The organism is Serratia aquatilis (genome assembly GCF_044865145.1).
Classification (GTDB): domain Bacteria; phylum Pseudomonadota; class Gammaproteobacteria; order Enterobacterales; family Enterobacteriaceae; genus Chania; species Chania aquatilis.
On the sequence record NZ_CP173186.1, the window covers coordinates 2,626,173 to 2,641,898 of the forward strand.

At 47.6% G+C, this 15,726-nt stretch carries 12 protein-coding genes, 1 pseudogene and 1 riboswitch; of the genes and pseudogenes, 9 read left to right on the forward strand and 4 right to left on the reverse strand.

Annotated features, from left to right (window positions below; genetic code table 11):
• Positions 1–115 precede the first annotated feature (115 nt).
• The 4 genes from SAQUA_RS11790 to SAQUA_RS11805 all read left to right on the forward strand — a co-directional run bounded on the left by SAQUA_RS11790 (position 116) and on the right by SAQUA_RS11805 (position 5,976).
• Positions 116–2,344, forward strand: a complete 2,229-nt coding sequence (locus SAQUA_RS11790; protein ID WP_380675090.1) for a type I secretion system permease/ATPase — start codon at positions 116–118, stop codon at positions 2,342–2,344.
• Between the two features lie 6 nt (positions 2,345–2,350).
• Positions 2,351–3,964: a TolC family protein gene (locus SAQUA_RS11795; RefSeq protein ID WP_380675092.1), complete on the forward strand. Its 1,614-nt coding sequence runs from the start codon at positions 2,351–2,353 to the stop codon at positions 3,962–3,964.
• A gap of 101 nt (positions 3,965–4,065) precedes the next feature.
• The gene (locus SAQUA_RS11800) at positions 4,066–4,716 is read left to right on the forward strand and encodes a response regulator (RefSeq protein ID WP_380675094.1); all 651 of its coding nucleotides are present in this window, start codon (positions 4,066–4,068) and stop codon (positions 4,714–4,716) included.
• Positions 4,717–5,334: 618 nt separating this feature from the next.
• Positions 5,335–5,976 carry a dTMP kinase gene (locus tag SAQUA_RS11805; RefSeq protein ID WP_380675096.1) on the forward strand — a complete coding sequence of 214 codons (642 nt, stop codon included), beginning with the start codon at positions 5,335–5,337 and terminating at the stop codon, positions 5,974–5,976.
• 333 nt (positions 5,977–6,309) lie between these two features.
• On the opposite strand, the gene SAQUA_RS11810 is transcribed toward SAQUA_RS11805, so the two are convergent.
• Positions 6,310–8,733 carry a DUF3772 domain-containing protein gene (locus SAQUA_RS11810; RefSeq protein ID WP_380675098.1) on the reverse strand — a complete coding sequence of 808 codons (2,424 nt, stop codon included), beginning with the start codon at positions 8,731–8,733 and terminating at the stop codon, positions 6,310–6,312.
• Between the two features lie 324 nt (positions 8,734–9,057).
• Between SAQUA_RS11810 and SAQUA_RS11815 the strand changes: the two genes are divergently transcribed.
• The 3 genes and pseudogenes from SAQUA_RS11815 to SAQUA_RS11825 form a co-directional block, all read left to right on the forward strand.
• A complete protein-coding gene (locus SAQUA_RS11815) occupies positions 9,058–9,621 on the forward strand; it encodes a DUF2975 domain-containing protein (RefSeq protein ID WP_380675100.1) in 564 nt (187 codons plus the stop codon).
• A 12-nt stretch (positions 9,622–9,633) separates the two neighbouring features.
• Entirely contained in the window at positions 9,634–9,861 is a 228-nt protein-coding gene (locus tag SAQUA_RS11820; RefSeq protein WP_380675102.1) for a helix-turn-helix domain-containing protein, read from the forward strand.
• A 265-nt stretch (positions 9,862–10,126) separates the two neighbouring features.
• A pseudogene (locus tag SAQUA_RS11825) lies at positions 10,127–10,438 on the forward strand (SDR family NAD(P)-dependent oxidoreductase); the annotation flags it as partial.
• 48 nt (positions 10,439–10,486) lie between these two features.
• On the opposite strand, the gene SAQUA_RS11830 reads toward SAQUA_RS11825, so the two are convergent.
• The 3 genes from SAQUA_RS11830 to SAQUA_RS11840 all read right to left on the reverse strand — a co-directional run bounded on the left by SAQUA_RS11830 (position 10,487) and on the right by SAQUA_RS11840 (position 13,381).
• Positions 10,487–11,851 (reverse strand): cation-efflux pump, encoded by a 1,365-nt coding sequence (locus tag SAQUA_RS11830; RefSeq protein WP_380675104.1) that lies wholly within the window; start codon positions 11,849–11,851, stop codon positions 10,487–10,489.
• Between the two features lie 315 nt (positions 11,852–12,166).
• Positions 12,167–12,259, reverse strand: coding sequence for a protein MgtS (gene mgtS, locus SAQUA_RS11835; RefSeq protein WP_380675106.1), 93 nt, complete (start codon positions 12,257–12,259; stop codon positions 12,167–12,169).
• A 99-nt stretch (positions 12,260–12,358) separates the two neighbouring features.
• Positions 12,359–13,381 (reverse strand): magnesium transporter, encoded by a 1,023-nt coding sequence (locus tag SAQUA_RS11840; protein WP_380675108.1) that lies wholly within the window; start codon positions 13,379–13,381, stop codon positions 12,359–12,361.
• A gap of 71 nt (positions 13,382–13,452) precedes the next feature.
• Positions 13,453–13,626: riboswitch (M-box (ykoK) riboswitch) on the reverse strand.
• Positions 13,627–13,933: 307 nt separating this feature from the next.
• Here SAQUA_RS11840 and SAQUA_RS11845 point away from each other — a divergent pair.
• Positions 13,934–14,110, forward strand: a complete 177-nt coding sequence (locus SAQUA_RS11845; RefSeq protein ID WP_380675110.1) for a hypothetical protein — start codon at positions 13,934–13,936, stop codon at positions 14,108–14,110.
• A 618-nt stretch (positions 14,111–14,728) separates the two neighbouring features.
• On the forward strand, positions 14,729–15,694 hold the full coding sequence (locus SAQUA_RS11850) for an iron ABC transporter substrate-binding protein (RefSeq protein ID WP_380675990.1): 966 nt from the start codon (positions 14,729–14,731) through the stop codon (positions 15,692–15,694).
• Positions 15,695–15,726 lie beyond the last annotated feature (32 nt).

The window sequence follows — 15,726 nt, forward strand, 5'->3', positions numbered from 1 at the left end:
ATTGTCAGGAAGAACATATCAAAAACAGGCAATTACACAATTTAAATTACAGTCTCAAAAAGATCATCCTGATCAGAGTGAAAACTCATCTACTCTTCCGCCGCCTGAACGAATTGTGGATACGCTACTTGAATGTACGCTGTGGATGTGCGAATACCAGGGATCTCCCAGGAGTGTCGAAAGCCTATGCGCAGGGTTACCTAAAGGTAACCAACTTACTCCGTCTCAGGCCATTAGCGCACTAAGCAACGCAGCTCTTACTGCGGGCATGGTTCGTCGTCGCGCACATGAGTTTTCCTCACATCTGATGCCTATCATCTTGCTTCGTAAAGATCGTGGGGCGGCTATTCTTCTGGGTTCACGGCGTGATGAAGAAGGTAAACTGCGTTTCCAGATCATTCTGCCAGAGATCGGGGTCGACTCACCGATAGAGATCGACCAACAGGAACTCTCAAACTGGTATTCAGAGCATGCCATCCTGGTTAAGCCCAGTGCGCAGATCGATGTTCGTGCGGGAGAAGAGACCCCGCACTCAGCCGGGCATTGGCTGTTCAGCACATTGTGGCGTTATCGCAGTTACTACCGCAGCGCAGCTCTTGCTGCGGTTATTGTCAATATTCTGGCGTTGGCCAGCATATTTTTTACGATGAACGTCTATGACCGAGTAGTTCCAAACCAGGCTTATGTAACGCTTTGGTCTCTTGCTATTGGTGTGGGTATTGCCATGTGTTTTGAAGCGATAACACGCTATATCCGGGCTAGTTTGTTAGATATGTCGGCTAAAAAGGCCGATTTGGTGTTAGGGTCCCGGCTATTCCGTCAGGCACTGGGAGTGCGTATGGAGCACAAACCGCCTTCTGCCGGAGCTTTTGCCAACCAACTGCGCGAATTTGAATCGGTACGCGACTTTTTTACGTCCGCAACGTTGGCTGCCCTGTCCGATTTGCCCTTTGTGCTGCTGTTTGTTGGCGTGATTTTTGCCATTGGCGGTCCGCTGGGGTGGGTACCACTGTTGATGATACCTTGCATCGTACTGATCAGCTTGCTTATCCAGTGGCCGTTGGCGCGTACCATGCGTGAAAACCTGCGGGAGTCTTCGCTGAAACAAGGGGTGCTGCTAGAGTCTATCGAAGGTATGGAAACACTCAAGTCTGTGGGTGGCGAAGGTTATATGACGCGCCGTTGGGAGGCTTTCAGTGCGGCGGCCGCCAGTACTTCGATGAAATCACGCCAGTTGACCAGCACCGCGTTGAATCTGGTGACTTTCCTGCAGCAGTTGCAGACGGTAATTATTGTGGTGTTCGGCGTTTACTTAATTGGCAATGGTTCTCTATCACAGGGTGCCCTGATAGGCACCGTGATGCTGGCTGGGCGGGCAACAGCCCCCTTGACTCAGGTAGCAGGGTTAGCGGTACGTTTCCAGCAAGCCAAAGCCGCTCTGATATCGTTGAACCGCCTGATGGATATGCCGCTCGATCGTGAAGTTAATAAAAAATATTTGCCGTTACCTTCACTTCAGGGGCGGTTGGAGCTTAAAGGGATTAAATTCGCTTATCCAGCACCACCGGATAAACCCAATCAGCCAGTACTCGAGAATATCAATGTTTCAATCGCTCCCAACGAGCGAGTAGCAATATTGGGCAAAATAGGTAGTGGTAAATCGACGTTACTGCGTCTGATTGCTCGCCTGTATCAACCGACAGCGGGGCAGATGTTGATCGGTGGTATCGATGTTGCACAGGTTGACCCGGCAGATTGGCGTGCCACCGTGGGGTATGTGGGTCAGGAAGCCCGTTTGTTCTACGGTACGCTGCGCGAAAACATTATGATCGGTCGTCCAGATGCCTCTACAGATGAACTGTTGCGCGTTTTGCAACTGACAGGGCTGGACCAGATTGCGCAAAAACACCCTATGGGGATCAACCTTCCTATCGGTGAAATGGGTGAAGGATTGTCTGGAGGACAGCGTCAACTGGTTTCTTTGGCGCGCAGTTTGCTGGCGCGACCAAAAATTCTGCTACTGGACGAACCAACGAGCGCTATGGATACGCAAACTGAAGCCATTTTTATGGCGCGCCTGAATAACGCTACTAAAAACCAGGCGTTGATATTGGTCACCCACCGGACATCGTTACTTAACCTATTAGCTGCAGGCCGCCCCGATGCCATTTATTATCGAGTGCAAGTACTAACTGATACCAGTTGGCTAGAATCTGGTGGTAAGCGGCTGCCTATTATTCCCGGCATGACGGCTACGGTAGAAATACGTACGGGCGAGAAAACTATTTTAGATTATTTGCTTAAGCCAATATTTAAAGCAAGAGAAGCATTCCGCGAGAGATAATAAGTAATGAAGCCAATTAAAATAAAACATGTTTCAACAATGCCTCGTACATTAATGTTGAATGCTTCAATGCAGCTTCTACTGTGTTCTGGGATGGTTTACTCATCTATTCTGCATGCTCAACCTAATACGCGTGATATTGCACTATTGGCGGCGGAAGATGAACCTCGCAAGGTTTCATCATGGAGTTTGTTCTCATCTTCGGAAAAAACCAAGAGTACCGAATTGCGTGGCACATTTGGTGAGTATCGTCAAATTGCGGAGCAAGCCCAGAAATTATCACCAGCTAAGAAAGTAGTAGTTAAAGAAACAATTAAGCCTGCAGAGCCTTCCTCTGCACGTGCGTATGCGGCACGTCAAACACAGACTTATCGTCAAGACGGCGAGCGTGTTGCAGTGGATAGCAACGCACTTAAAGCTATTTTGGCCGGGGCTTTAAAACAGGCTATTGAACGCAGCCCCACACTAAAACAGGCCAGTGCAGAACTGGGGGCGGCAAATGCTGATGTGCGTGAGGCGGAAGGGCAACGCTGGCCACAAATCGATGTGAGTGCTAATTCTCGTTCAAAATCATTGGGGCGCAATACTAATCCAACCACTCAGGCAGTCAATCTGAATATGACGACTACGTTGTACGACTGGGGGCGCACGGAGAAAACGATAGATAGCCGAAAAGAGCTTGGAACAGCGGCGATCCAGAAATATATGGCCAACGTGGAAGTCCTGGCCCAGGACGTAGCCAGTACTATTCTTGAGAAAGAGAAGGCGAACCGAGTGTACATTATCAGCCAGCAATACGTTGAACGTATGAAGCAGTTGGTTGATATGCTGGCTGGCATAGTGGCTACGGATGCTGGGCGTGCCAGTGAGCTTGTTCAGGCGCGTGCCAGATTGTTGGAGGCAGAAGCCAGCCGAGATACATGGCAGGCCCGTGAGCGCGATGCTGAAATAAAACTGCGTAAGCTGATTGGTAATAACCGGGTCAGAATACCGCAAAATATTAAATTTACGTTACCAGATATTGAGCTGAATAAATTGCTGTCATCGGCCCAAAATCATCCTGCATTATTGCAGGCTGAAGCAGAGGCAAAGGCATCAAGGCTTCATGCTGAATCTTTACGCGCAGCTGAGAAACCACAGATCAATTGGGTCGTGACTAAATCAACGGGTAAGGATGATTTTGGTCGACAAGATCCTTGGCAGACCATGGTAACAGTCAGTTGGCCTATCTTCCGAGGTGGCTCATCTACAGCGGCTCGTGAGGCTGCGCTGTTGAGAGCAGAAGCCGAACTGGAGAATAAGGAAAGGCAGCAAATGGATCTTGAGTTTGAAGCACGCGCTGCGGTGCAGGATGCCAATACGTTATTGACAAGGGCAGATCTTTATGTGGACCTGATCAAGGAAACGGAAAGAGTGAAGGGGGCATTTTTTGATCAGTGGTATCACCTTGGTCGTCGAACGTTACTTGATGTTCTGATTGCCGAAAGTGATTACAACAATAATCGTGTCAACGAAGTTTCATACCGTTTCGACAGTTATCTGGCCGTAATAAAAGCCTATGGAAGTACAGGAATGTTAAGTAGCTGGTTAATGGATGATATGAACAAGTCTGAGCGATAAATTTCGTGAAATTTTGCCAATGTACTTGGCGTTGCAGGAACGTTGTCAACTTCCTGCAACTTGTAAAGTGATGAGGATAATCATTATTGATTGGATAAATTATGAATATTAATATTGTTATTGCTGACGATCATCCTGCAATACTCTCAGGTATTTCATATGAGTTATCAACAATTCGTACGCTAAATATTGTCGGAAAGGCTAGCGACTCGACAGAGGTTCTTGATTTATTAAACCAGGTTAATTGCGATGTACTGATAACTGACTATGTTATGCCAGGGGGTATTGCGGGAGACGGTATGGCGATGCTCTCTTTCTTAAGACGGCATCACCCTGAATTAAAAATTATCGTTTTCACGATTATAGATAACCCTGCTATTGTTAGCGAAATACTCAAGTTAGGCGTGGGATCAGTGTTGAATAAGGCTGAGGATATTGGTCATCTCATCTCAGCCATACATGCTGTTTATGCTGGAGCTACTTATATTTCTCCTCACTTCAAATCAGTGGCGCAAGATTTGGGGAGTAACATGACTTCACGAACCGCTAATCATAAATTGACAAGGCGAGAAGCGGAGGTTATCAGATTGTATGTATCGGGGATGACTGTAAATGACATCGCGAACCAGTTAAAGCGAACTAAACAAACTGTCAGTTCTCAAAAAACCAGTGCGATGCGTAAACTTCAAATATCAAGGGATGCGGATCTATTTCGCTTTGCCTTTGAAACAGGCTTAACTGGCCTTGGTTAGATCATAGGCTTGATGGAAATGCCATTCCTCAAAAGAACGAGGTGTAAATTATTAGATTTTTAACGTCATTAGTAATTTGAATAAAGCGCTGATTTAGACACTTTTCGGAGTTCTCTCACATTTTGCTGGTAGCATCATCTACATATTACCAGTGTAGTGCATTTTGGTCCGCGTCTTTCAAACCAGTCATGGTCACGGCCATCAATCTGAATCAGCTCACCGGTGCAGGTGCACCGGTATCTGTACAGTTGAATTTTCTGAGGACTCATCAAGTCATTATTTTTTGACGCCCCCAAGACAGCGCCAGATAGCCAGATTCTAATTTGTCTATCCCAGTTTAAAATGTCATTCTGATCCCGTTTTTAAATGTCACTTTTTATTCCGAATTTTGAAGAGAAAAGGGTAGTAAGGTCATCTTTTCAGACTGGGTTTGAAAGCTAACGTTGGATGTTTTCCGTTTTCTAAGCGGATCCCTTAAACTACAGCGTGCAGGTCACAGCATATGGGCAATGACCATAAACGTCTGTAATTGACGAACCACACGACACACGAAGGAAGTAAGATGCTTTTGCCTGATTTGAGCTTTACAAAAACCGTATATCAATCGTCATTTCAAGAATGAGTCGTCCGCTGTTTATTTCTCTGGATGGGCCCAAGGGAGTCGGCAAAACCACGCTGTTGGAGGCCATTGCGAAAGTACTAAGGGCAGACAACAAGAAGGTGATCCGACTTTGCGAGAAAAAAAACGATCCCTACAGGAGGGAAACAATGGCCCTCGTTAACAGGCTCGCCAGAAATCCCTCCCTGGATTTGGAATTGGAGGTTTGTGAGCGCTTTGCTGATAGCCGTGCTTGGATTTCCCGGCACGTGCTGACTAAACAGCCACCGGACAGCATTATCTTGATGGATCGTTGGTACCCGTCGGAGGCTGCATTTCGCCGGATGGTTCCATTTGCAGAGATTTTACAGCTTAACATTGAACGAAACGTGCAAATGCCAGACCTGCATGTCGGGGTTGTTACTGCACCTGATATTTCATGGGCGAGGGCCGCGGCCCGAACGCGTGGGCTAAATAGTACAGTGATTCATAAGCTGGAAGATCATGTCGCTTGTACCAAGGCGTTCGAGCGAGAAATTGCAGATCACAACTGGGTTTTATGCAGAAATGAAGGAATGATCGAAGACGCAACGATGCAGGTTATTTCTGAGATCTACAGAGTGCTTGGATGCCCCATAGGCAGAGCTTCCGCCAGTAATTAGGCAGACCTCGGATAGCCAGATTCCACGTACCGCTACATAGGTGCGCATAATGTATATTATGTTAAATTGACTACAGCAATCATTAAACTTCACAAGCTATCACCAGTTCTCAATAAATCAATATGTTAGTGACTTATGACACCCCTCCCGTTTCTTGCATTAGGTGCAAAGTCCCCCCACTTCATTGGCAATGAAGTGAATCCAGCTCGTTGCTTATTATCAGGGAACTGTACCGCAACCGCCTAAGATGAAACCAAACACTCAGGGCGATAAATATCGCCCTGAGTGTTTGCTGGTTAAAAATCGCAGGTCAACATTGCTTTTTTAAAACCCTCAGGAAGAATGCTCTTCTTCATCGGCAAGTTTTTTTTCCCGATGTTTCATAAACACCACTTCTTGTGGACTAGAAAGGTTCACTTGTTGCTCTCGCAGCAATCTTAGAATGTTGAACAGCAAATCACTCTTGGTTGAGCCAACCAAACGTGGGCTGGCTACATAGCCAGTCACACTAAGGATAATGCCTTCTGGGCCAAGTTGGCTGAAGCGTACATAAGGCGCAGGCGTTTCGAGAATGGACTCGTAATCCCGGTAGGCGTTCAGCAGGATATCACGCACCAATTCCGGGTCGATATCAATCGGGAATGTCAGTGCAATAGTCACTACCCCTTGCGCATTCCCCATGGTGGCGTTGCGAACGTTCTGTGAGATCAACTGAGAGTTAGGCACGATCATGGTTGAGCGGTCGCTAAGCTGGATCTCGGTGGCACGCACGTTAATCCGCCGCACATCCCCTTCAACGCCGCCGATACCGATCATATCCCCGACCTTTACCGGTCTTTCCGTCAGCAGGATTAACCCGGAAATGAAATTCTTCACGATTTCCTGCAGACCAAAACCGATACCTACCGACAATGCACTCACTATCCACGCCAGATTGTTCCACTGGATCCCTAACGTTGCCAGGGTGATAAGAATAAGTAGCACGTAACCAACGTTGGTGAACAACGTGATTAGTGAAGCACGGATACCGATATCGGAGATGGTTTTTGGCAGCAATTCATGGCTCAACCAACGCCGGGTAACACGCAGAATATAGCTACCAATCACCAGACAGATTACCGCATCAAGCAGTTTACCGGGCACAATATGCAGGCTTTTCAGCCCTTCGCCACTCAGAATGGTAATGATCTTCTGCAGCAGTGTATTAGGCGTGGTGGTACCAAATGAACCACTAATCAGTGCAACAATCATCAGCAACAGCAACGAACATTTGGCAATGGCTGTGAAGATAATAGTCAGTTGTTCCAGATGACGATCTCTGACGTTCAGGGATTTCTTCAATGCTCGGCCACTGGCCGTATGCGGCGAGAAAACGGCTGCACACAGATCGGTAGCAAAAAGTACCAGGAAGTAGAACGCCATCAGAACCAGAGCTATCCAGATCAGTTGGTAGGTCAGGAAACGGGCGAAAGAGATGTATCCGATCAGCAGCGAGAACAATATCACCACTGCAGATAACATAATCAGGATGTGTACAATTCCTTCCAGCGTAGACCGTTTCTCAATGTGCGCTTCCTGTCGTTCAAGCTGCCGACGAATGTGGCGTGCCCGCAGCGGTATTGCCAGCAGCACCATGGCCATCAACGCCGCGACCAACCCATTACCCAATATAGTGGTACCCAGGCTGGCACCAATCACATTGTTGACCAACTCCACTGAACCAAAGGCCAGCGCCAACATCGCCAACAGCGGTGAAAAAAAACGCATGCCGCTGGCTATGGCATCATTCAGTGGTGCCAGGCGCCATGAAGGTCGGTTGAGGGAAAGAAACGCCCGCCCTAACCCGGCTATCAGTGCACAGAAAATTCCCAGCCGCATAACACCCTCGGCAAAGTCTTGCACCTGCGGCGGAAAAGGCTGAGCACGAGAAAATGCGCTTTCAACCAGACTCAGTGCAAAGGTAGTACCGAACAACGTAATCAATGCGGTAGCTAGCGCCATAAAGCTACGCCGCAAGCGGCCATCGGGAAAATAACGGATGCAGAGCCACGCCAGAAAACTTTCGACCAGATAACGGCCTAGTGACCAGATAGCAATAGCCACGATGATCAATACCAGGGTGCCGTAACGCCACTCTTCCTGCCAACTGCCCTGCCATATCTCTTGCAGTTGTTGGCTGAATTCATTGAAGCGAACTTGTTCTTCTGACTGCGGATCGGCCTTTGGTGACCAAAATTGAGTGCTGAGAATACTGCCGGTGTTTAGTGCCAGTTGTGATTTGAATGCTACGCGGCGCAAATCGTTGATTTGCTGCCCCAAATCGAGAGCACCGGTTCTGATCGCCTGGGAGCGTTTTACTGCGTCATCCAACTGTTTCTTGGTGTTGTTGAGCGTATTACGCTGTTGCACTACGCTGGCCGTTTCCGCCATTCCTCCTGCTTCAGGCGGCGGGCCGAGAACGTCGAGCTGCGCCTGCAATTTCTCCTGGGCCGGTTGCAAATCAGCCGCCAGTTTCTCTGCCCCGGCAGACAGCGACTGCGTGGCTTCAAAAAGTTTGGTCAGTTGGCTGTCCGTACTGGCTTTGGATACCTGTTGTTTAAGAGTATCTAGTTGTTTTTGATAGCTTTTCAGCGCAGTAGTAATATCTTGCGCACTGAGTTCAACCGTAGCTGTCTGAGTTGCAGCATTAGCCAATGGGGCCATTGGCAGCCCAAAAAACAAGAAAGTTAACAGAAAGATCGGTAAAAACTTCATCATATCCGTACATGCTCAGCGTGGAGTTGGCGATAAACGCAACAGGCGGAGCAATGAACATCGCTCCGCCTGATTAACAATGGCAGTGATTATAATGACAACCTGGAAAGTGCAATAGTCTATTAATCCTAGAAACACGCTGTTGCTTGCAATAAAACATCGCGGGCGCTTTCTTCTGGCTCAAAACCGCCGCTTCGTTCAGCGTTCAGGCAAATGCCTGAGCCGGTCAATTTCTTAAAATTAATGTAAAACGATAATTTTTTATTGTTTTAAGGTGATTTATTGTCTAAGGTTAGTACAACTTCCACCCAGTAACTCGAGGTTCTTATGACACTAGACCGGCTTGCCAGCTATAGCCAACGCATGGCTATGATGACTTTATGTCTGCTTGTCGCCATGCTGTTGCTGAATGCAGCCTATTGGTTATCGCCCTACGTCGCTTCAATCGATGCCGGCAATGGTTTCAGTTTCTCACTTTCAAATCGGTTGATCGGTAATATTGGTGCTGACTTGAACATTTTCCCTTGGTGGCAAATTGCCGGGGGTATCGTCATATCAAGCGTGCCACTACTGGCGCTTGCGTTAGGGCTTCATCATTTGCGTTTGTTGTTTAAAACCTATGGTCAGCGGGCGTATTTCTCTAGCATTGCCGCCCAGCATTTAGGCAAGATGGGCAAGTGCGTAGCGATTTGGACAATTCTGGAATTGCTGTGTGAGCCGCTGCTCAGCTACTGGTTAACCCTGCAAGAACCCGTCGGGCAACGTATCGTATCTATCGGTTTTGATTCAGGAAATATCGTTGCGCTCTTCTTCGCCGCCTGCATTACCGTTATCGCGCGTATTTTGCAAAAAGCCAGTGAATTGCACTGTGAAAACCAACAGTTCGTTTGAGGTTATACCGTTATGCCAATCATCGTCAGGCTGGATGTATTGCTGGCCGCACGCAAGGTCAAGTCGAAGGAGCTCGCGGCGGCGGCAGGTATCACCGAACAAAACCTGTCACTGTTAAAACAAGGCAAGGTAAAGGGAATACGATTTTCCACGCTGGAGGCTATTTGCCGTTATCTCGATTGCCAACCGGGAGATCTACTTGAGCATGCCCGAGATCCTGACCTGGAAGGTGAACAATAAACCTGGCAAATCAGGAGGCGATGTAAGTCGCCTCCTGATTTGCCAGCATTGGTAATGCAAGTCTCCCCCTCTCCTTCGTCTCACCCTTAAGCAATACTGTTCGGCGTTAGTTGTTATGCCGGACCTGTATTCGACGCGAGAAGTACTGCATCCAGCAAACCTGGGAAACGGCTATCTAAATCAGCGCGCCGTAGGGAAATGGTGAATTGAGTACCATCGGGTTGCAACTGAATAAGACCAGACTCACAAAGGTATGGAGAATCTCAGCCTTTACAATGCCTCAAAGGCGGCAGTGCGTTCTTTCGCCCGTTCTTGGGCCAACGACTTAAAAGAACGAAAGATCCGTGTCAATGCTCTTAGCCCTGGATTTACGCGCACACCAATCCAAGAAAACAGTTTGAAAATGAATGAGGCGCAAATCGAGGCTTTCAAAGAATATGCGGCACAGGTCGTGCCTTTGGGCTATGTGGCGCAGCCTGAAGAAATTGCCAGCGCGGCACTGTTTTTGGCTTCCCATGATGCAAGATATGTCAACGGTGTGGAACTAACCGTAGATGGCGGATTTTCTCAGATCTAGATCTCATCTTCAGGCATTCAAGGGCGCAGCGTGCTGCGCCTTGATTTATTACAACGGCTCAACGTGCCCCACGACTCGCGATACCGCCGGGAATTGCATCCTCAATTGCCGTTCAATAGCGTCAACGGCCTGATGAGCAGCACAGATCGACAAAGCAGGCAGTACGCGACAGTGAAAATTAACGATTACTCCCTGTGACGTTTCACGTGCACGAATGTCATGTATGTCCTGAACCAATCCGCAATTTTCAGCCGATACCGTCAGTGCCTGCTGGATTTGCGATAGTTCACCCGTTGCTACATCCTGGCTGCTCAACCAGTTCGCAGCTTGTGGCTCCAGGTGGGTTTCTATTTCGGTATTATCCCCCAATGCCTGGCGAAGAACATCTTCCAACTCACAGGCAATGTCATGAGCCTGCTCCACAGTCGCATTGGCTGGAACCACCAGATCCATGCCGACCGCCATCCGGTCAGCCAACTGTTGTAGCGCTAAATTCTGCACTGTCGCACCATGGTTAGCAGCGAGAATACGAATGCGGGTCGCCATATCCTCATCGCTTCTGGTTTGCGGTATGGCGATCACCCTCACTTCAGAATTACCAAAGTGCTGCTCAAGCTTGGTGGTGATGCTTTGCTTAAGTGTGTTGATCCGCTCGAGCGGTAATGTGCGGCATACGCCAACACTCACTTCAATAAACAGCTTGGCCCCGCCACTGCGCAGGCGAATATTTTCCGTGGATAAGATCGCGGGAAAATCTTGCAGTAGCCCCACAACATCTTCCCGCGTCCCGCTTGGGGCTGTATCAATCAGCGAATCAAACGAGCGCTTGCCCAGTTTCAAGGCCGCAGACAGGATAAAACAGGCTACTACTAACGCTGCCAATGCATCTGCACGATCAAAGCCGAACAAGACAAAAACCATGCCCAGTAGCACCACGCCAGAAGAAAGCATATCGGAGAAGAAATGTAGCGCATCTGCTTCTAAGGCGGCACTGTCCGTAGCTTTGGCCACACGGTTTAACGCTTTGACGCGGAAAAAGTCAACCACGATAGACACCAGCAGCACCGCTATTACTATCGGGGCGGCAACAATCTGGTGCGATTCACCCAGCAAGCTATTAACAGCTTGGTAGAAAATCCAGCTTGCTGCGCACAACAGTAGTAATACCTCAAAAAGTGCGGCCAGGTTTTCCACCTTGCCATGACCAAAATGGTGGTCGTCGTCTGCAGGTTTGTCACTGACGCGAACGGCCAACCAGGTAATACTGGTAGCAATAAAATCGGTAAAGGAGTGGATACCTTCGGATATCAGGCCGATACTGCCGGTAAATATGCCTGCGATAAATTTACCCAACGCCAAAAGCCCGCTGGCAATCATCGAGTTTCTGGCAACGGTTTGCTTTTCATTTTGCATAGCACTGCTCATGTTCAAAGTGGATATTCAGTTTTTACTTTTGAGGAAAATTGCCAGATAAAAGCGAGGAGTAGCATGCTCCCAGAAAATGTCAGCATCAAACAGGAAAGGAATTCGGATTGACCAGTGGAGTGTAAATAAATCTCATTTACACCTACTGAAATCATCAATATAGCGTAAAGCAAGCCAATAATAAGAATAATCATAATTATCACGCGCGGTGAATACCGCCAGTCTATTGCTGTTATATAATCCCCCCCGCAATGAGTGACGATCTTACGGGGAGGATGCGTCTAGGCGGATCTTTTTCGTTCATTAGTCATCCCATCTGGTGCTCATGTAGGCTGCAACTAACCCCATGGAGCTTACGAAAGCCAAGAATCCCATAAAAATCATCATGTTTCCCATAATTCTATCCTCTATTAAACTTAATCGATAACGACCTCTGTGGTTAAAAATACACTTGAAAAAGTGTCCATTGTGTTGACGTACCTCCGTGGTTATTCATTATATTCCCAGAACAGTCTGAGCAATTTTGAAATAAATAATCAGGCCAGTGCCATCAATAAAAGTGGCGATAAACGGTGCAGATACTACTGCTGGATCGATACCTGACTTTTTCAGCAACATTGGAATGATCGAGGAAACGATAGCGCTCCAGATGGTAATTGCCACTAACGTCAGGCTGACTACCAACGTCACATCCATACCTACGCCCATTATCCAAGCGCGTATCCAGGCCGCTACCCCGATAGTGACAGCAATTAACAATGAAGTACTCACTTCTTTACGGATCACTGCGCCAAGGTTCCGCAGGCTAACCTCGCCCAATGCCATTGCCCGCACCAATGTTGAAGTAATTTGTGTACCGCTGTTGCCCCCGGTACCGATCAGTAATGGAATAAAGAAGGCTAATGCGATAGCCGCCTCCAACTGCTCCTCAAACGCTTTAAGTACGTTGCCGGTATAGGCCTCTGCTACAAACAACATCAGCAACCAGGCAACACGTTTACGCCATAATGCCCAAGGGCTGGTTTCAAGGTAGGGTTTGTCCAGTGGCAGACTGGCCCCCTGACGTTGTGCATCCTCGGTATATTCGTCCTCGATCAGTCGGGCAATTTCTCTTTCACCCAATATACCCACCAACGTTTTATTAACCACCACGGGTACTACATCCAAACCACCCTTACCCAATAAATGAGCAACGTCATTTCGATCGTCATCCGGTGAAACGTGGAAATAGGTATGATTCATCATTGAGGCCAACAACCGGTCACCTTCTTGGCATTGCAGCAGTTTTTTTACCGACAGCATGCCACGAAGATGATAATCGTTTGCAGTAATGAAAATTTGACTGGGTATTTCATCGGTTTTCAGCTGTGACAGGAAGTAGTTCTTCGCCTCATTCACAGACATATTGCCGCATACGGTGATGAAATTATCACTCATATAGCTGGCAACGGATGATTCTTCATGCAACGTTGCTGGGGCAACCGCCATCGCTGATGAGTATGGAAGTGATTTAATCATGTTAGTCCCTATTTCTGTTTGACTTCAACAGTGAATCGCATAGGGGCGTTAACCAAAGAGGGAGTGCAGACTGCCTATCTCCGCGTCCAGGTTTTAGCACTATACAACGTATCTGAAAAACATTTCAGAAGTTACTTTGGGCTAAACCTTAATCCGATAAAGCCTGTCTTAACCTTGGGCATCTCTCGATGTCGTCAGATCAGTAACCTGTGTTTGTATAGGAGCCTCGCCAAACGAGATACTGCATATATACTTCGCCGGCATTATAAGCCTATCAGAACTGACAACTTGCGATAATTTGCAGCTCGTTGAGGTTATATTTAAGAAATATCTGTGCAGCTAGTCGCAGTTAAAACCTATCCCATGACCATAAATGCGACGTATCTAGCAGTCTCACTATCAAATGTAGTTTTGCATTAAAGTTAATTCCTGCCTTTGACACCTTGTGTTAAACTAGCTCTGTATAATTATAGGAAAAACATAAACTTAAGAATATTCCTAAGCAAAATTGAGATTGGATTTAACAATTAACACATAGGGAATTGAAACAGCATGGAAAGCCGTGTATTGACCAGCGTTAAAGAATTTATATACAAACAGTGCGATGGAGATATCAAGTCCTTTGCGCATTCGCAAAAGACCAGTGTTAACAAAGTTAATGAATGGATCCAGCGTGATGCTCATATTATTAATGGAAAAATCTGTATCCCCACCAAGCACACTGCATAAGCCTATACCCAAGTTACTGCGAGGTGCAGGTAGGCGGCATACGAGAGAAAAATTGGTTTAACCGATTTGAACAGCGCTTGTGTTGCCCGCTGGGTGAGCCTAATAATCCCAACTAGCCAGATTTAAGCGGCACCAGCGCGTACACAGGCCGAGTAAACCTCTGCATCTTGACGGCGACGCTACGGGTATAACCCGATTTACCATCCCTCTCTGGTTACGCGTTCAGAGTTAAAAAACTGCCCCACTTGTCTGATCCGTAGGCGTTTGCACTAGGCAATGCGCAGATTAGGCTTGTCACAGATGGACTCCTGAAGCAAAATTGCTCCTAGCCTCGGGCGTGCTCATCACTGAACCGCAATCAGGGCGATTGCTTAGTGGCATGAAGGTGCCCTATTAGGAGTTTTCTGTTTTTTTAGTCGATTACTTCCGGACGACAACAGTTCTTGGGAAAACAGTGGTTATTTTACTCTAATACGAATCAATTTCACTATCATTCCTGATGTTATTGGATACAATCGTGCAGTTTTTGCTTACCAGAAAATTTTTGCTTTCAATAAGGATTACGGTATGAAATTGAACGTCACTTCCCTCGTTCCCTTTACTCTACTTGCCTCTTCAATGATGCTCACTTTTTCAGCCAACGCTGCCAGCAATGAACCTGGCCTGGTGGTTTACAATGCTCAACACGAGAATCTGGTGAAATCCTGGGTAGAAGGCTTTACCAAAGACACCGGTATTAAAGTGACGTTGCGTAATGGCGGCGACAGTGAATTGGGTAACCAGTTGGTACAAGAAGGCAGTGCTTCACCGGCAGACGTTTTTCTGACCGAGAATTCCCCTGCCATGGTGCTGGTTGACAATGCCAAGCTGTTAGCACCATTGAATGCGGAGACTGCTGCGCAAGTTGAACCGCAGTACCGTCCAGAACATGGTCGCTGGATTGGCATAGCCGCCCGCTCCACCGTTTTCGTCTACAATCCGGCCAAAATCAGTGAGGCACAGTTGCCCGCATCTTTGCTGGATCTAGCGAAACCAGAGTGGAAAGGCCGTTGGGCTGTGTCCCCTTCAGGTGCTGATTTCCAGGCTATTGTCAGTGCGTTGCTGGAGCTGAAAGGTGAACAGGCCACACGGGAATGGCTGAAAGCGATGAAAACCAATTTCACAGCCTATAAAGGTAACAGCACCGTGATGAAGGCGGTTAATGCTGGCCAGATCGATAGTGGCGTAATTTATCATTACTACCCGTTTGTTGATGGCGCCAAGACCGGCGAAAACAGTAAAAATATCAAGCTGCACTATTTCCAGCAGCAGGATCCGGGTGCCTTTGTCAGCATATCTGGTGGTGGTGTTCTGGCTTCAAGCAAGCATCCACAACAGGCACAGGAATTTGTCAAATGGATCACCGGTAAACAGGGCCAGGAAATTTTGCGTACCAACACCGCGTTTGAATACGCAGTCGGTGTTGGCGCAGCATCCAACCCTAAGCTGGTGCCGCTGAAAGAACTGAATGCTCCCAAGGTTGAACCCTCTAAGCTAAACAGCAAAAAAGTGGTCGAACTGATGACCGAAGCAGGCCTGCTGTAAGGCAGATTGTATAGTGCAAGGGTATTTTTTCC